10 protein-coding genes are annotated in these 18,040 nt (G+C 68.9%); 5 read left to right on the top strand and 5 right to left on the bottom strand.

Annotation, left to right across the window (positions count from 1 at the left end; genetic code table 11):
- Positions 1-134 precede the first annotated feature (134 nt).
- Complete coding sequence (locus VH569_RS13405; protein WP_423315779.1) at positions 135-1,079, bottom strand: replication initiator protein A; 945 nt, start codon at positions 1,077-1,079, stop codon at positions 135-137.
- A gap of 1,118 nt (positions 1,080-2,197) precedes the next feature.
- On the opposite strand from VH569_RS13405, the gene VH569_RS13410 reads away from it, so the two are divergent.
- The 4 genes from VH569_RS13410 (at position 2,198) to VH569_RS13425 (ending at position 8,425) form a co-directional block, all read left to right on the top strand.
- A complete protein-coding gene (locus VH569_RS13410) occupies positions 2,198-3,010 on the top strand; it encodes a MarR family transcriptional regulator (RefSeq protein ID WP_423315780.1) in 813 nt (270 codons plus the stop codon).
- 557 nt (positions 3,011-3,567) lie between these two features.
- Positions 3,568-6,249, top strand: coding sequence for a tetratricopeptide repeat protein (locus tag VH569_RS13415; RefSeq protein WP_423315781.1), 2,682 nt, complete (start codon positions 3,568-3,570; stop codon positions 6,247-6,249).
- Positions 6,246-7,403 carry a glycosyltransferase family 9 protein gene (locus tag VH569_RS13420; protein ID WP_423315782.1) on the top strand — a complete coding sequence of 386 codons (1,158 nt, stop codon included), beginning with the start codon at positions 6,246-6,248 and terminating at the stop codon, positions 7,401-7,403. Before VH569_RS13415 ends, VH569_RS13420 begins: the two co-directional genes overlap by 4 nt.
- The gene (locus VH569_RS13425; protein ID WP_423315783.1) at positions 7,400-8,425 is read left to right on the top strand and encodes a hypothetical protein; all 1,026 of its coding nucleotides are present in this window, start codon (positions 7,400-7,402) and stop codon (positions 8,423-8,425) included. Before VH569_RS13420 ends, VH569_RS13425 begins: the two co-directional genes overlap by 4 nt.
- Positions 8,426-8,924: 499 nt before the next feature.
- On the opposite strand, the gene VH569_RS13430 is transcribed toward VH569_RS13425, so the two are convergent.
- Entirely contained in the window at positions 8,925-13,778 is a 4,854-nt protein-coding gene (locus VH569_RS13430) for an NAD-glutamate dehydrogenase (RefSeq protein WP_423315784.1), read from the bottom strand.
- A 416-nt stretch (positions 13,779-14,194) separates the two neighbouring features.
- The gene (locus VH569_RS13435; RefSeq protein ID WP_423315785.1) at positions 14,195-15,094 is read right to left on the bottom strand and encodes a LysR family transcriptional regulator; all 900 of its coding nucleotides are present in this window, start codon (positions 15,092-15,094) and stop codon (positions 14,195-14,197) included.
- Positions 15,095-15,444: 350 nt separating this feature from the next.
- On the opposite strand from VH569_RS13435, the gene VH569_RS13440 reads away from it, so the two are divergent.
- Positions 15,445-16,158 (top strand): IS6 family transposase, encoded by a 714-nt coding sequence (locus VH569_RS13440; protein WP_423315786.1) that lies wholly within the window; start codon positions 15,445-15,447, stop codon positions 16,156-16,158.
- 443 nt (positions 16,159-16,601) lie between these two features.
- Here VH569_RS13440 and VH569_RS13445 read toward each other — a convergent pair whose 3' ends face one another.
- Positions 16,602-17,582 (bottom strand): branched-chain amino acid ABC transporter permease, encoded by a 981-nt coding sequence (locus tag VH569_RS13445; RefSeq protein ID WP_423315787.1) that lies wholly within the window; start codon positions 17,580-17,582, stop codon positions 16,602-16,604.
- Between the two features lie 3 nt (positions 17,583-17,585).
- Positions 17,586-18,040 (bottom strand): branched-chain amino acid ABC transporter permease (locus VH569_RS13450; protein ID WP_423315788.1); only part of this gene is annotated, 455 nt, incomplete at its 5' end.

An 18,040-nucleotide genomic window follows, 5' to 3' on the forward strand; every position in this document is an offset into this window, starting at 1 on the left:
TCCGGCAACGGGTGTCTACCGAAGGGGGAGGGGGTTTGCGATTGGGCGCTCTCCCGGAGCTCTCAGCGGCTCTTCGATCCGCCTGACGCCATCAGCACAGACTTCGTTTGTGCGAGAGGCGGGAGCGGGCAATTTCACACCGTCTCGTCGTATTCCACCTTGGGAGCGTCGATCCAGTTTTCCGGCTGGCCCTGGCTCTTCTTCCAGAACAGCACCGGCAGCTCGGCGTTCAGCACGCGGCCCAGCACGGCGCCGCGCGCCTTCATCGTCTCCTTGTATTCCGCCGTCTCGACGATGCGGACGCCATAACCGGGGATGCGGTCGGCGGCCAGGACAGGATTCAGCGCGTTCTTGAACTTGCGCAGGTCGTTGTCGGAACCGACGCGCTTGCGCAGCGGCTCCAGCGCCATCCAGAAGGCGTGGCCGCGGGCGAGGTGGGCGCGCGCGATCTCGTACAGGCGCTTCTCCACCGGCTTCAGCGCGAAATACTGGTCGTCGTAGCTCAGCAGATTGTGGCCCAGCGCCGCGCGGGTGACCCAGCCCGACAGCGTCAGCTTCAGCCCGCGCACCGCCCGCTCGCCGTCCTTCTTGCGCTGGTAGAGCAGCTTGTAGTCGGAAATCCACGAGAAGGCGCCGCTCTCGCCCTCGCCGCCGGTTTCCAGGTTGGTCTTGATCTGCGTGCCCTGGAGCCGTTCCAGCGCGCCTTCGATCTTGTCGTAGGCGCTGCCGCCGGCGGTCTTGCCGACGATGCGCTGGAGGTCGCTGGTGGTGAAGTGCAGCTCGCCCAGCTTGGAGCCCTTGCCGGAGTCCATCTTCTCGCGCAGCAGCGAGATGGCGTAGAGCAGCACCGCCTTGTCCCAGATCGTCGCAACGCCGACGTTCTTCGGCGCCCGCACCTCGATCCGCACCTTGCCATCATCGTAGGTCGGCAGCGATTCCGCCTTGTCCTTCGACAGGCCGAACAGGCTGTAGACCATCATGTGGCGGTCGTTCTGCACATCGCCGGTCAGCGGTGAATCGAGCCGCAGAGCCAATTGCAGCGGCCGGTCGAGCAGCTCGGCGTTGATGGTCTGGGTCATGCGATCTCTCCGCTGGTCCTCGGCGGCCTCAAGTGGGTTGAACCCATAATCCACAAGCCTGCCGCCCGGTTCCACACTGCCGGGCCAAACGTCGCCGTTCTGCCGAAAGATTCCCGCGGCCGGCGCCGAATGCCCGGTCGAATGTCGCCGTTATGCCAGTTTTTGCGGCCGACGGCGGTCGGACCGGCACCGGACGCGGATTCGACGGGGGAGGGAGTCGCTCCGGCCGGCCAGCGGTGGCGGCAACGTCTGCGTTCTGCCGTGCCGGTGGGGAACGGGGCAGGGGGATCTCACGCCAACATGTTGATTTTCCTCGGTTATTGTATGGATTGCGACCCCAGGATCGGGCGGGAAGGCCCCTGGGGAGGGCATCGACTGGCAGAACGGCGACGTTCGGACGATCCGCCGCAGGGCCGATTCCCGCCCGATTCTCCGCCGATTCCATACCGGGGAGGGGAGGGGTGGGGTGGAATCCGCTCCATCATTCGGCAGAACGGCGACGTTCGACGGGACCATCCCATCCGCCCAAGCCGCCGACGGCCAAGAATCTTTCGGCACAACGGCGACGTTTGGAGCCGAATCTTTCGGCACAACGGCGACACTTCGACCCGGACGGCCGAAGGAGCGGCGCAGCAAGTGCTTGATTCCTCCGCAAGAATCCAGCCCGGTGTCCGCGAAATGCCGTCCACGGGCGATTCTTCCAAGACCGTGGACAGACGCGCAACGCCACGTACACATTTCAAAAAACGGGCGAAAACCGCCCTCATGCCGTCGTCGTGCGCCCATGCCAGCTCCTGGCCGGCGCCACGCGCCGGTGTGACGGGCGGTATGACACCGGGCAACGTGAATCCAGGCACCGCGAAGCGGGCCTCTAGACGGAGAGCACAATGACGTAACGGAGCACCGACCTCCGAAAACACAAAAGGCCCGGATTGCTCCGGGCCCTTCGTGTCGGACGGAGGAGACCGAGGGAAACCCGGGCACCCCACATCTGGCGGTTTGGCGACTCCATGATGGCAGGGCAGGCCCGCAAAGCCAAGCGGATTCAGTGCGAATCCGTTGACGCTCTTCCTTTGTCTTCACCCGTCCTAAGGATCGACCGACAGACGGGTAACGCAATGAAGCCATACATCGACATGTACAGGCGCTGGATTGCCGTGCCCGGCATCCAGGCCGCCGACATCGCGGTGTTGTCCGCGCTCTACGCCCATGCCGACCGCGACGGTGTCTGCACCGCCACGCAAGGGGAGCTGGCCGAGGAGCTTGGGCAAAGCCGCGCCTGGTTCAACGCCGTGCTGAAGGGCCTGCAGGAGAAAGCCGCCCAGGAATCGGCAGCGGCGCTGGTCTGTGCCAAGCCGCGGCGGGGCCTGCGTGGATTCGCCTATCAGCTGGCGGGACTGGAGGGTGTTACCGCCGGCATGTCCTGTCAGCCGGCTGACAGCAGCGGTTCGCCGGCCGGCATCTCCTTTGAATCCCAGAATCCTGAATCCTCCTCCTCCCTCCAGGGCGGGGGGATGGGTCGGCAGGACGAGGCGCTGCCGGCCGACTGGCAGCCCGATGCCGCCGATCTGGCCTGGGCGGCGCTGGAGCGTCCGGAGGTCGATGCCGGCCGGGTGACGGCGAAGTTCGTGTCCTGGTGCCGTAAGGCCCACCGCCGCAACGGCTACCGCCCGCCGGATCCGGGGGCCGCATGGCGCCGCTGGATCGCCCGGGAACTGGTGGCGCCGGCAGAACAGTTGGCCAGCCCGGTTCCGCCATCCGCCCAGCCTTTCGTCCAGTCCTCCGCCCCTCAACTCCGCCGGGAGCCCCGCAATGACCGCCGCACCGAACTTCGAGGCAGTGCCCTGCGTGCCGGCCCTGCGTCCGATGCCGCCGGCCGCAACCGTGAAACCCTCGCAGCCTTGCGGCTTCGTCTCGCTGGCCAGGCTTGATGCCGCGGATCTGCGGTTCGAAACCCGGGATCTGGCGCCCGACGAGATCGGGGCGCTCGCCGACCGGGTCGAGCAGGCCATCGGCACGCTGACCCCGCCGATCGGCATCGAGAATGTGCTGATCGGGCTGGAGAAGCTGGCCGACCGCTTCGCGCTGGAACTGCCCGACGCCGATCTGCTGGAGGCCGACGTGCGGGCGATGGCGGACTGGCCGGCCGACCGCTGGATGGCGGCCTTCGATGCGGTGTGGGCGGCTTTCCGCAGCGGCTGGAGCCGCTTTCCGACGCTGGGCGACTTCCGCGAGGCGCTGGGCGCCCTGCCGCCGGCGGTGGAAAGCCGCGCCGCCGACGATCTGCGGCGGCTGGCGGCCCGGCTGCGCCAGGAACAGCAGCTGCGCGCCCGCACCGAGGAGCAGCGCCGCCGCACCCGTGCCCGTGAAGCCGCCCTGGCGGCCCGGCAGCGCGAACTGGCGCTTCGGCGCGCAACCGAACTCCTGCTTGTCCGGGGGCCGGTCGAGCAGCATTATCCGCCGGACCACCAGAAAGTGCAGCCAGCGGATGAAACCGAACCAACGCCCGCCGCATCGCCCAGCCGGGACCGCCGACGCACAGGCGCTGCTGACCCGTGCCGTCACCCATCATCAGACCGGGCAACTGGCCGAGGCGGCGACACTCTACGAACAGGTGCTGAAGCGGCTGCCGAAGCAGGCGGATGCGCTGCACCTGTCGGGGCTGATCAAGGCGCAGACCGGCGCGGTGCCGGAGGGGATCGAGCGGATCCGGCAGGCGGTGAAGGCCGACCCGCGCCAGCCGCTCTTCCATGCCAATCTGGGCCGGCTGCTGGAGGCGGCGGAGCAGTGGGAGGATGCGGCGACGGCCTTCCGCTCGGCGGGCCGTCTGGCGCCGCTCGACCCGTCGCTGCCGCGGATGGAGGCGGCAGCCTGGACAAAGCTGGGCCGGCAGGACGCGGCGGCGCCGCCGCTGCTGCGGGCGATGGCGCTGGAGCCGGCGGATGCCGGAAGCGCGGCGGATCTGGGCGACGCTCTCTACGACTGCGGGCGCTTCCTGCCGGCCGCGGACTGGTACGGGCGGGCGGCGGCGCTGGAGCCGCACCGGGTCCTGGCGGCCTTCAACCGGGGAGCCGCCCTGCGCGACGGCGGCCGGATCGCCGAGGCGGCGGCGGCCTTCCGGGCGCTGGCGGGACGGGCGCCGGAGATGGTGGAGCCGCTGGAGCACTCTATGCAGCTCTCCCAGCAGCTGGGCCAGCATCTGGGCGCCGGGACGGCTGCCCGCCGGCTGCTGGCGCTGGTGCCGGCACAGGCGGCGGCGGTCCGCAGCCTGGGCAGTGCCGAGACCGGGCCGGCGCAGGAGCCGGTCTGGCTGGCACGGCTGGCACGGCTGGAGCCGCTGGCCGACGATGTGGTGCTGGCGCTGGCCGGCCGGCTCTATGGCCGGCGGCGGATTGCGGCGGCGGAGCGGGCATACCGCCACGCGCTGGCGCTGAGGCCGGAGTCCGGCCTTGCGCTGTCGGGGCTGGGACTGGCGCGGGCGACGCTGGGGATGGCGGGGGCCGTGCCGGCGGTGCTGCGTGCGGTGCGGGTGGCGCCCGACGATGCGGCGCTCGCCGCCAATGCCGGATCCGCCTTCCAGCTGGCCTTGCAGCCGGAGGCGGCGCTGTCCTGGCACCGGCGGGCGCTGGTGCTGACGCCCGACGCTGTGGCGGCCTGGGTCAACATCGGCACCCTGCTGCTGGAGGCCAACGCGGCGGAGGAGGCGATCCCGCCGCTCGACCGCGCCGGACGGCTCGGCGACATCACGCGGGACATGGATCAGCTGGCGCTCGCCAACTCCAATCTCGGGGTCGCCCGGATGGCGCTGGGGCTGCATGGGGAGGCGGTGGCGGCCTTCCGCGCGGCGCTCGACCGGACGCCCGACGACGCGTCGATCCGCTCCAACATGCTGTTCTGCCTGTGCTTCGACGACCGGGCCGATCCGGTCGAGGTCTTCCGCGAGCATCGCGCCTTCGAACGCCATCTGCCGGCGGTCCCGGCCGCCCCCCATGCGGTGGAGAGCCGCGATCCGGAGCGGCGTTTGCGCGTCGGCTACCTGTCGCCGGATTTCCAGCGCTATCCGGGGCCGGGCTACCACTTCCTGCTGCCGCTGATCGAGGGGCACAACCGCGGGAGGGTCGAGGTCACCTGCTACCACAGCGACCGCAGCCGCGATGCCACCACCGACCGCTTCCAGGCGGCGGCCGACCGCTGGCGCGACGTGGCGGTGCTGACCGACGAGGAACTCGACCGGCGGATCCGGGAGGACCGCATCGACATCCTGGTCGATGCCGGCGGCCACATGTCGCGCAACCGCATGCCGCTGATGGCGCGCCGTCCGGCGCCGGTGCAGGTCAGCCTGCCGCTCTATCCCAACACCACCGGGCTTGGCGCCGTCGATTACCAGATTGCCGACCCCCGCGTCGCTCCGCCGGGGGCGGACGCGCTGCATGCGGAGAAGCTGATCCGGCTGCCGGGCTGCGTGCTGTGCTACCGCCCGGCGGACTCCGCCTTCGCGCCGCCGATCCTGCCGCCGGTGGAGGGGCGCGGCCACATCACCTTCGGGTCCTTCAACAACATCACCAAGGTGAACGCCGCGACCATCGCGCTGTGGGCGCGGCTGCTGGCGCTGGTGCCGACGGCGAAGCTGGTGCTGAAATGGCGGGGCTTGGGCAGCGGCGGCGGTGCCGACCGGCGCCTGCTGGCCGCCTTTGCCGGGCATGGCATCGGATTGGGGCGGCTTGAGCTGCGCGGCATCACCCCGGATCCCTATCAGGACTATGTCACCATCGACGTTGCGCTGGACCCCGTCTTCGCCAATGGCGGAACGACGATCTGCGATGCGCTGTGGATGGGCGTGCCGGTGCTGAACCGGACCGGCCCGACCAAGATCGGCCATTGGGGGGCGACCCTGCTCGACGCTGTCGGGATGGCGGAGCTGGTGACGCGCGACGACGAGGCCTATCTGGCGCAGGGTGTCCGGCTGGCGACCGACCGCGCCTTCCTTGACGCGCAGCGCGAGGATTTGCGCGAGCGGATGCGGCGGTCGGCCCTGATGGACGAGCCCGGCTATGCCCGCGCGGTGGAGGCCGGCTACCGCACCGCGTGGCGCCGCTGGTGCGCCGGGCTGCCGGCGGTCGCCTTCGATGTGGCGGCCTTCGACGTTTCGGAAGGGGAGGGGCGGCGATGAGCGTCTGCGATCTGGCGGCCGTCCGCAGCATCCTGGTCGTCAAGTTGGACGAGGCCGGCGACTTCGTGATGGCGACCCCCTTCCTGCGGGCCCTGCGCGCCGCCGCCCCGCAGGCGCGCATCGTGCTGGCGGTGCGCGAGGCGGTGGCGGATCTGGCCCTGACCTGCCACTGGGTCGACGGGGTGGTGGCGCCGCGGCCGAAGGAGGGCGGCGGCATCGACTTCCGCGGCATCACCCCCGGCGGGCTGACGCTGTTCGCCGAGTGCTACCGCGCCGGCTTCGATCTGGCGCTGGTGCCGCGCTACGACTTCGACCGCCATGGCGCGACGACGCTGGCCGCCAACAGCCGGGCGAAGCTGGTCGCCGGCTTTTCCGAGCGGGTCACGCCGTGGAAGGCCGACGGCAACCAGGGCTTCGACCGCGCCTATGGGCTGGCGCTGGCCCCGCCGCCGGGGCGGCACGAGGTGGAGCAGAACGCCGCCCTGCTGGAAGCGCTCGGCGCGGGGGCGGATCCGGGGCCGCTGGAACTGGCGCTGACGGCGGAGGACAGGGCGGAGGCGCGGAGGCTTCTGGGGGTTGGAAATGGCCCTGGGGATGGCCTTGGCGATGGTCGCCCGCTGATCGCGGTGGCACCGGGGGCGGCCAGCCCGCGCCGTGCCTATCCGGCCGACCGGCTGGCCGCGGTGGTCTCCGCCGTCGCCGGTGCGCTTGGTGCGCGGGTCGCCGTGCTGGGCACGGCGGCGGAGCGTCCGGCAGCGGCGGTGCTCGCGGCGGCTATGCCCGGACGGACCATCGACCTGACCGGGGCCACGCCGCTGCGGGTTGCCGCCGCGGTGATGGCGGAGGCGGCGCTGGCGATCACCATGGATTCCGCGCCGGCCCATCTGGCCGCGGCGGCCGGGGTGCCGGTGGCGGTGTTCTCCTGCCATCCCATCGGCGGCGATCCCAACCACTACCATGCGCCGGAGCGTTTCCGGCCCTGGACCGGCGGGCGGGAGGAGCGGGCGCTGGTGCTGCGGCCTGAGGCAGCGGTGCCGCCCTGCTCCTCGTCCTGCCTGGCGGCCGAGGCGCATTGCATCGCCGCCATCGATCCGGCCGACGCCGCCCGGCGCATTTTGGCCCTGGCGGCCGCCACCATCGGAGAGCAGGGATGAGCGATCCCATCATCCATGTCAGTTTCCCGCAGCCGCCGGACGCCTATCCGAAGACGCTGCACTGGCATGCCCAGCTCAGCCGCCATGTGTTCGAGGCGTTGCAGCAGCGGTTCGGCACCCGCGTGCGCTTCTCGCCCTGGAGCGCGCCGCTGGAGCCGGCCGGGCGCGACGTGCTGGTGTCCTTCCTGCCCCATCCGGCGCTGAAGGACTGGAAACGCTCGGTCCTGATCGAGAATTCCAACTTCGACACCGACAAATGGCGCTTTGCCGCCTTCCGCCGTTTCGGCCTGAACGCGCCGGTGGATTCCGTGCGCGAGACGGAGGCGTGGATGCGGCACCAGTTCGCCGCACTGGTGCTGAGCAACGATGTCGCCATCCGCCGCGTGGCAGCCCGCGACCCGCAGGTGGCCGACTGCCATGACCATATGGCCGCGCTGGTGCGGCACCTGTCGGTCCATCCGCACCCCATCGACAAGGTGGAGTTCTCCCGCCTCGCCGACGGCTTCCCGCTGCCGCCGAAGGTGCGGATGCTGGTCTATCATGCCGGCCCGCGCAAGAATTCGGCGGAGCTGATCCAGACCCTGCGCGACATCGGTTTGCAGGAGAACGGCGACTTCAGCGTCGTCGCCCATGTGCCGAAGGACCGTGCCGACCTGATGGCCTTCCTGCGCCAGAATTTCCTGATCGTCGGCAACACCTCCTACTCGGAGACCGGGCCGATCAACATGATCGAGTATCTGCTGTCGGGCTTCGCCATCTACGGCCATGACGACTGGTGGGACGGGGCGGGAAACCCGCGCTTCGGCTGGTCCTACGACCCGGCGGCGCAGCAGGCGAACCGGGAGAACCTGCGGCACATTTTCCACGAGCTGGGACCGGCCGGTCTGGCCGCCGAACGCGACCGCGTGCGCACCGCGTTTCTGGAGCGCACCGACAACGACTGGCCGGCGCTGCTCGGCCCGCTCTGCCGGCATGTCGAGGCGCTGCTGGACAGCGACCATCCGGGGCGGATCGACGGTTGAGTCATTCGTGACCCGACAGATCGCGAAAGTTGCTTTCTAATTCGAAAGCCGGCGACGGTTCAGAGAGCCATCGCATATGCCTCCCTCTTCCGCCTCTCGCACAAACGAAGTTTGTGCTGACGGCGTCAGGCGGATCGAAGACCCGCTGAGAGCCCCGGGAGAGAGAAGGGGCCCGCCGCGAAGCGGTGGGAAGGGTGAGGGGTTGGGCATGAAGCCATGCGGTTCGGGAGTCTTGCTCTACCCCTCACCCTCCCCACTTCGTGGGTCCCCTCCCTCTCCCGGGGCGGGAGAGGGCATTTTCTTGCCGCAAGTGGGAGATACGGCCCCCGGAAAAGAAAATGGGCGGATCCACGGGTAAGGTGGATCCGCCCGAGGCGAGGAGACTGAAAGCCGGTGCCCGAACGTGCCTGTAAAGGCACCGGCACTCCGGAAGGCCCGGCTGCGCAGGACAGTGCAGCCAAGCCATCCGAACCGAGCGTCTCCTATCTCTGTGACACGGTTACCCGGCGATCAGGCCGCGCAGCTGCCGATTTGCGACAGCCAGCATGGCGAGATCGACCGCCGGCTGGGCGCGCAGTTCGGCCAGAAGCTGTTCGACCCGCTCGACCACCAGATTGCGGTTGGCGATCCAGCCATCGACCGCCGCGGCCTCGTCGCCCTCGCTTTCCAGCACGCGCACGGTCAGCGCGCTCTGGTGGGCGAACAGGTCGTCGACGATGGCGGCGACCGCCTGACGCTGCCAGTGGTTGTCGACCTTGGCGCCGGCGGCGCGGTCGCGCAGCCATTCCAGGCCGAAGCGGCGGCCGAGGCCGAAATAGACCGAGGCGACGCCCTCCACCGCGCGGCCGGTGCGCTCGGCGATCCGCACCAGATCGGGGGCGGCGGCGAGCACCGGCAAGGCGGCGATGCGGCGGGCCAGATCCTCCGGCACGCCCTGGGCCATCGCATCGGCGATGCGGGTGGCGAGGCGCGAAGACTCCTCGGCGTCGAGGAAGCGGTCCAGCCCGGCGGCCAGAGCCTCCACCCCCGGACGGAAGGCGGCGGACTCGCGGCCCAGATCCAGCGGGTGCGGGCTGTGGGCCAGGAACCAGGCCACCGCGCGGTCCAGCAACTGGATGGTCTCCAGCATCAGCGCCGTCTGCAAGGCTGCCGGCACGACGGTGTCGAGCGCGTCGATGGCGTCCCACAGCGGGCGAAGCTGGAACACGTCCCGCGCGATGGCATAGGCGCGGGCGACGTCCGCCGGGCCGAGGCCGGTCTTCTCCACCATGTCGCGGACGAAGGTGGGGCCGACGCGGTTGACCAGGCTGTTGGTGACGGCGGTGGCGATGATCTCGCGGCGCAGGCGGTGGCGCGAGATCGCCTCGCCCTGGCCGTCCCGCAGCGGCTGCGGGAAGTAGCGCAGCAGATCCTCGACCGTCGCCGGATCGTCCGGCAGTTCCGAGGCCAGCAGATCGTCGTACAGCGTGATCTTGGCATAGGCCAGCAGCACCGCCAGCTCCGGCCGGGTCAGGCCGCGGCGTTCGGCCATCCGCTGGGCCAGCTCCTCGTCGGTCGGCAGATACTCGATGGCGCGGTTCAGCCGGCCGTTGCGCTCCAGATTGCGGATGAAGCGCAGCTGGGCCTCAAGCAGGCCGGCCCCTTGAGCCTCGGCGATGGTCAGGGCCTGGCTCTGGCGGTAATTGTCGGCCAGCACCAGCCCCGCCACCTCGTCGGTCATGGCGGCCAGCAGGGTGTCGCGCTGCTTCAGCGTCATGTCGCCGCGCGCCATGACGTCGCCCAGCAGGATCTTGATGTTCACCTCATGGTCGGAGGTGTCGACGCCGGCCGAATTGTCGATGGCGTCGGTGTTCAGGCGCACGCCCTTGCCGTCGCGGCCCTTCTGCGCCGCCTCGATGCGGCCGCGCTGGGTGACGCCCAGGTTGGCGCCCTCGCCGATCACCTTGGCGCGGATCTGGCCGCCGTCGATGCGCAGCGCGTCGTTGGCCTTGTCGCCGGCCTCGGCGTTGGTCTCGCTCGACGCCTTGATGTAGGTGCCGATGCCGCCGAACCACAGCAGGTCGACCTCGACCGTCAGCAGGCGGCGCATCAGCTCGACCGGCGACAGGTGGGGCTGCTCGATGCCGAAGCAGGCGCGGACCTCCGCCGTCAGCTCCACCGTCTTGGCGCTGCGCTCGACGATCATCGCGCCCTTGGACAGCCTGGAGCGGTCGTAATCGGCCCAGGAGGAACGGGGCAGGGCGAATAGCCGGTTGCGCTCCTCCCAGCTGGCCGCGGCGTCGGGGTCGGGGTCGAGGAAGATGTGGCGGTGGTCGAAGGCGGCCAGCAGGCGGATGTGGCGGGACAGCAGCATGCCGTTGCCGAACACGTCGCCCGACATGTCGCCGACGCCGACCACGGTGAAGTCGGTGGTCTGGATGTCGGTGCCCATCTCGCGGAAATGGCGCTTCACCGATTCCCAGGCGCCGCGGGCGGTGATGCCCATCACCTTGTGGTCGTAGCCAGCCGAGCCGCCCGACGCGAAGGCGTCGCCCAGCCAGAAGCCGTGGTCGATGGAAACGCCGTTGGCGATGTCGGAGAAGGTGGCCGTGCCCTTGTCGGCGGCGACCACCAGATAGGGATCGTCGGCGTCATGGCGCACGACATCCGTCGCCGGCACCACCGACCCATCGGCCGACAGATTGTCGGTGATGTCGAGCAGGCCGCGCATCAGCGTCTTGTAGCACTCGATGCCTTCGGCCAGTGCCGCCTCGCGGCCGGCGCTGACGGGCGGGGGACGCTTGACGACGAAGCCGCCCTTGGAGCCGACCGGCACGATGACGGTGTTCTTCACCATCTGCGCCTTCATCAGCCCCAGGATCTCGGTGCGGAAATCCTCGCGGCGGTCGGACCAGCGGATGCCGCCGCGGGCGACCTTGCCGCCGCGCAGATGGACGCCTTCCATCCGCGGGCTGTAGACGAAGACCTCCACCCACGGGCGCGGCAGCGGCAGTTCCTCGATGGAGCCGCTGTCCAGCTTGAAGGACAGATGCGGCTTCGGCGCGCCGTCCGGCCCGGTCTGGTAGGCGTTGGTGCGGAGCGTGGCGCGGATCAGGTTGACGAAGCGGCGCAGGATGCGGTCGTCGTCGAGGTTGGTGACGGCATCCAGCGCGGTCTCGATCTGCTCCAGGATCGGCGCTTCATCCAAAAGGTTCTTCGGATCGAAGCGGGCGGCGAACAGCCGGGCCAGCAGGCGGGCGGTCTGCGGATGGGCGGCCAGCGTCGTCTCGATGGTGTCCTGGGCATAGGCGAAGCGGGCCTGCTTCAGGTACTTGGCATAGGCGCGCAGGATCGTGACCTCGCGCCCGGCCAGACCGGCGCGCAGGACCAGACGGTTGAAGCCGTCATCCTCCATCCGGCCGTCCCAGATGTCGGCGAAGGCCTCCTGGAAGGTCTGCTTGACCTTGACGCAGTCCACCGGCATCCCATTCTGGGTGCGGGCGGCGAAGTCGTGGATCCAGACCGATTGAGCCGGAGTGGAGCCGCCGGCGGGGCGGACCTCGTAGGGCTGCTCGGTGATCACCTTCAGGTCCATGTGCTCCAGCATCGGCAGCACGTCGGACAGCGGTACCGGCCGGCCCTGGTGGTAGATCTTGACGTGCAGCTCGTCGCCGTCGGCCTCCAGCGGGTGGAACAGCACGATGCCGAGCCGCTGTTCGGTCAGCGCCCGTTCGATGCGGTCGATGTCGTGGACCGCGGTTTCCGCCGAGAAGGTCTCGCGGTAGCCCGCCGGGAAGGCGTCGGCGTAGCGGCGCAGCCGGGCGTTGCCGGTCTCCTCGCCATGGGCCTCGACCAGCGCGTCGCGCAGGCGGTCGGCCCAGCTGCGGGAGACCTGCACCAGCCGGGCTTCGATCTCGCCGATGTCGACGGGGGGAAGCTTGCCCGGCTCCGTCTTCACCATCAGGTGCAGGCGGGCGAGGGCGCTGTCCGACAGCTGGGTGAAATAGGAGGTGCAGGTGCCGTGGAAGGCGGATTCCAGAACCGACTGGATCTTGCGGCGCAGCGCCGTGTCGTAGCGGTCGCGCGGCACGAAGACCAGGGCGGAGACGAAGCGCTCGAACGGGTCGCGGCGGACGAACAGGGCGAGGCGCTGGCGTTCCTGCAGATAGAGGATGCCGACCGCCGTCTCGAACAGCTCGTCCGACGGGGTCTGGAACAGCTCGTCGCGCGGGTAGGTCTCGAGGATGTTCAGCAGCGCCTTGCCGTCATGGCCCGACGGGTCGAAGCCGGCGCGGCCCATGACGCGGGCGACCTTGCGGCGCAGGAACGGGATCTCGCGCGGGCTGCGGTTGTAGGCGACCGAGGTGAACAGCCCGACCGCCAGCGTGACGCCGACCACCTTGCCCTCGCCGTCGAAGCGCTTGACCAGAATGGCGTCGAGCGGGACCGAGCGGTGGACGGTGGCCTGCCGGGTGCCCTTGGTCACCAGCAGCGCGCGCGGCTGGTGCAGGAAGGCGCGGATTTCCTCCGGCAGCACGGCGGCGTGGCCGTGCTCGTCGAACACGGTGATCTCCGGCGCGCGCAGGACGCCGAGCCCGCTGCCCTCGACCAGCTCCAGCCAGGGCTCCTGGCCGGCGCCGCCGATGGTGGCGGTGTAGAGGCGGCTGCCCAGCAGGGTCATGTTGCCGTCGTCGATCCAGCTCAGGAAGTCGGCGGCCTCCTGCGATTCCTCGGCGTCGGGGGCGTGGGCGATGTCGTCGCGGGCGGCGCGCACGCGCTCGCGCATCGGCGCCCAGTCCTCCACCGCGGCGCGGACGTCGGCCAGCACCCGCTCGATGCCCTCGCGCAGGCGGGCCTGGGCGTCCGGGTCCGACAGCGGGTCGATGGAGCAGTGCATGAAGGATTCGTCATGCGCGCCGTCGGCTTCTTCGCCCCCCGGATTCTGTTCGGGCTCCAGCAGCTCGACGATGCGGCCGTCGGCATCGCGCACCACGCGGGTGACGGGATGGATGATGAGGTGGACGGTGACGCCCTGCCGGTTCAGCTCCGCCGTGACGGAATCGACCAGGAAGGGCATGTCGTCGTTGACGATCTCCACCACCGAGCGTTCGGCCTGCCAGCCATGCTCGTCCAGACGCGGCGCGTAGACGCGCACCTTGGCGGTGCCTGCGTTGCGCTGCTGCCCCCACTGCCACATGGCAAGGGCGGCGCCGTAAAGCTGTTCCGGGGTGCCGCGCAGCAGGTCGTCGGGGGGCACGTTGGCGTAGAAGCGCTTCACGAAGCGCTCCGCCCGCGCGTTCGGAACCCGGCTGCGCACCAGTTCGGCCAGTTGCTGCCGCAAGTCGCCTGCCAGATCCTTCGTCGCCGTACGCATGATGGTGGTTGTCTCCTCTCGGGTTTTTCGGGCGTGTTTGCTTTGGGCACGTTTTTCTTTTGATTGGTAGTACCACCCCCCCAAGGACTTTTCGACGGCAAATAAACGGCAGGATTTCTGACCAAGCGGCGATTCGCACTCCTTTTGGGGTATTTGTCCAAAGATTCGGACAACCCAGTCACATGTTTGCCGAATTTATCCATAGCGCATTCACATCCCCGCCATGGCCCCGCCCCCGCCGATGCCGCGGCAAAGGCGCACAGCGCCCATCCGCCGCATCCGGCGGTGGCCGGATCGGTGCGCCGGCAAGGGGAAGGCCGACTCGATTCGGCGGCAGGGGGGCGGAACCGACAAACCGGCGGAAATTCAGGAAAACCACCGGGGAAACAGGTAAGCTATACTGTCCTAACGGCGTTTCAGATCGGCGCCGGGGCGTTTTCGGACAAGCTATCGACAAGCCGGCGGGCGTGGGCGGAAAGATCGGCAAAATTCCGGGCGCACAGCACCAGCAGGCGGGGCGCCCACGGGTCGGTCAGCGGCATGACCCGCAGGCCGCCGCTGTCGAGCGCCCGCAGCGCCGCGGTTTCCGGCACGATGCCGACCCCGACCCCGCGTTCGACCAGCCGGCACAGCGCCACCGGCCCGCGCACCCGCACGCGGTAGGACAGGCTGCGGCCGGCGCGGGTGGCGTGGCCGTTCAGATAGTCCTGCAGGGCGCTGCCGGCGCTGAGGCCGACGAAGGGTTCGTCCAGCAGGTCGGCGAAGGAAATCCGATCGTGCCCGGCCAGCCGGTGCGACAGCGGCAGCACGGCGACCAGCCGGTCGCTGCGGAAGGGGCGGGTTTCCAGCCCGCCGAGATCGACCATGTCGGCGACCACGCCGAGGTCGGCCAGCCCGGCGGCCACCGCCTCGACGATGGCGTGGCTCGGCCGCTCCTCCAGATCGATGTCGATGCTGGGATTGTCGGCGAGGAAGCCGGCGAGCGCGTCGGGCAGGAATTCGTTGATCGCCGCGGTGTTGGACAGCAGCCGGACATGGCCCTTCAGCCCCTTGGCGTATTCCGCCAGCTCGCCGCGCATCCGTTCCAGCTGGTGCAGGACGAGGCGGGCATGGTGGACCACCGCGCGCCCGGCCGGGGTGGGGCGGACGCCGCGGCGAAAGCGCTCCAGCAACGGGATGCCGAGCGCCTCCTCCATCCCGCGCACCCGCGCGCTGGCCGACGCCAACGCCATGGCGCTGCGCTCCGCCCCGGCGGTGATGCTGCCGGTCTCCACGATGTGCAGGAACAGCCGCAGGTCGGTCAGGTCGAAGCGCATGGTCTGTTCTGGATGGAACCATAAAGTGTTACGAGAGCACCCATATACTGCACTCGCCGGAACCATAAAATGGTTTCGCCACAACCGTGTTCGGAATGGGCTGGTGAAGTGTTTTTGGTTCTGTGGAAACTCAAAAACACACAATTCAGTTTTGTGAAATTGCTGCGGCGATCAACATTCTGTTCCTGAATTTCAGTCGTCCAATTTTGGCTCACCTATGTTTCAAGAGCCGCAGAAGAAAATTGAACTGCATTTGAATATCACCATAATAAATTTGAATCAATAAAAGGTTCACTGGCACCGTCAAGTCGACGGTGGCATGGCGGAAAAGGTATGGGTATAGGGTCGTCATGACGACGCCCCGTGATCGCCGCTACGCCGGCTACCGCTTTCCCGCCGAGGTCATCGCGACGGCGGTGTGGCTGTACTTCCGCTTCCCCTTGAGCCTGCGCATGGTCGAAGAGATGCTGGCGGCCCGCGGCATCACCGTGAGCCACGAGACGGTGCGGAAGTGGGCCCTGAAGTTCGGCCGCGACATCGCGGATCGGTTGCGCCGGCGGGCGCCACGCCGGGGCGATAGGTGGCACCTCGACGAGGTCGTCCTGACCATCGCCGGCAAGAAGCATTACCTGTGGCGGGCGGTCGACTGCGACGGCTTCGTGCTTGATGTCCTGGTCCAGAGCCGGCGCGACGCCAAGGCAGCCAAGCGCGTGCTGCGCAAGCTGTTGAAGAAGCAGGGCTGGGCGCCCCGCGTGATGGTGACGGACAAGCTCAAGTCCTACGCTGCGGCCAAGCGGGATGTCATGCCCGGAGTGGAGCATCGCCAGCACAAGGGGATCAACAACCGAGCCGAGAACTCCCACCAGCCAACCCGACGGCGGGAGCGGCAGATGAAACGCTTCAAGTCAGCCCGGCAGGTTCAGCGCTTCCTCTCCGTCCACGACCCAATCGCCAATCTTTTCCACCTTCGCCGAGACCACCGCCCCGCTTCCCACTACCGCGCCGCCCGCGCCCAGGCATTCGCCATCTGGGCCGAGGTCGCCGGCGCGCCGTTGGCCGCGTGATCGCCCGGCGTCGGGCGTCGGGCGTCCGTGGGTAGTTCACGCCCTCCCGAACCACCAGGATCAACGAGTTGACGGTACCGAGTAGAATGCCGGAGCGATGAGCATAGGCAATGAGCGAGCCCGCATGCTGTCGGTAGCGGAAGACAGGAGTTTGATGGCTCTGTTGCAAAGTTTGCCGGCAGGCGATCGAATGGCTGGACGTTGGAGGGAGCCAAGCCGTGTCGGAGTTCAAGGGACGCCACTTCGAGGGTGAGATCGTGCTCTGGCGCTTGCGCCCCACGCTCAGCCTGCGCGATTCGGCGGAGATCCTGCTGCCGCGTAGTGCGTGCCATCCAACTCACGGTGCCTTTTTGCAATCATCTACCCTGCGGCACGGATGCTGACACACCCCTCCTGACCACCGACGCTCCGGCTTCTTTGCGCCAACGTCGCTCACCACCCGTTCATTTTGCTCGAATTTTGAGCCAGTGCATCAATTCGCCGACGATGCCACGGCGGAAGACCAGCACGCAGACGACGAAGATGCAGCCGATCACCACCGGCACCGGCAGGCTGGTGGAGGCAAGATAGCTTTCCAGCGTCACCACCAGCCCGGCGCCGACCACCGGGCCGAACAGAGTGCCCATGCCGCCCAGGAGCGTCATCAGCACCACCTCGCCCGACATCTGCCACGTCACGTCGGTCAGGCTGGCAAGCTGGAACACCAGAGCCTTGGTGCCGCCGGCAAGCCCTGCCAGCGAGGCCGACAGCACGAAGGCGACCAGCTTGTAGCGGTCGGTGCGGTAGCCGAGCGAGATGGCGCGCGGCTCGTTCTCCCGGATCGCCTTCAGCACCTGGCCGAAGGGCGAATGCACGGTGCGCCAGATCAGGGCGAAGCCGGCGACGAAGATCGCCAGCACGGTGTAGTACATGGTCAGCGGCTGGCCGAGGTCGAACAGCCCGAACAGGGTGCCGCGCGGCACGCCCTGGATGCCGTCCTCGCCATGGGTGAAGGGCAGCTGGAGCGCCAGGAAGAACACCATCTGGCTCAGCGCCAGCGTGATCATGGCGAAATAGATGCCCTGGCGGCGGATGGCGATCAGCCCGAAGACCAGACCCATCAGGCCGGCGACCGCGGTGGCGGCGATCAGCCCGAACTCCGGCGCCCAGCCCCAGACCTTCACCGTGTGGGCGGCGATGTAGGCGGCCCCGCCGAAGAAGGCGGCATGGCCGAAACTGAGCAGCCCGGCGAAGCCGATCAGCAGGTTGAAGGCGCAGGCGAACAGCGCGAAGCACAGCACCTTCATCAGGAAGACGGGATAGAGCACGAAGGGTGCGGCGACGGCGAGCAGCAGCAGGACGGCGGCGATCAGAGCCGTGCCGATCGCAGGTCCGCGGGCCGGAGTCCGCACGGCGACGGGGGTGGAGTTGCTGGTGACGCTCATGGATCAGCGCTCCCGTCCGAAGAGGCCCGCAGGCTTGATGAGAAGGACGATCGCCATGATGACGAACACGACGATGTTGGAGGCTTCCGGATAGAAGATCTTGGTCAGCCCCTCCAGCAGCCCCAGACCCAGCCCGGTGACGATGGCGCCGAGGATCGAGCCCATGCCGCCGATCACCACCACCGCGAACACCACGATGATCAGGCTCGACCCCATCAGCGGCGACACCTGATAGATCGGCGCCGCCAGAACCCCGGCCAGACCGGCCAGCGCCACGCCGAAACCGTAGGTCAGCGACACCATCACCGGCACGTTGATGCCGAAGGCCTGCACCAGCGTCGGGTTCTCCGTCGCCGCCCGCAGATAGGCGCCCAGCTTTGTCCGCTCGATGGCGAACCAGGTGCCGAAGCAGACGGTGAGAGAGGCGACGACGACCCAGGCGCGGTAGTTGGGCAGAA

The sequence above is a fragment of the Azospirillum sp. 11R-A genome, from assembly GCF_049472615.1.
Taxonomy (GTDB): domain Bacteria; phylum Pseudomonadota; class Alphaproteobacteria; order Azospirillales; family Azospirillaceae; genus Azospirillum; species Azospirillum palustre.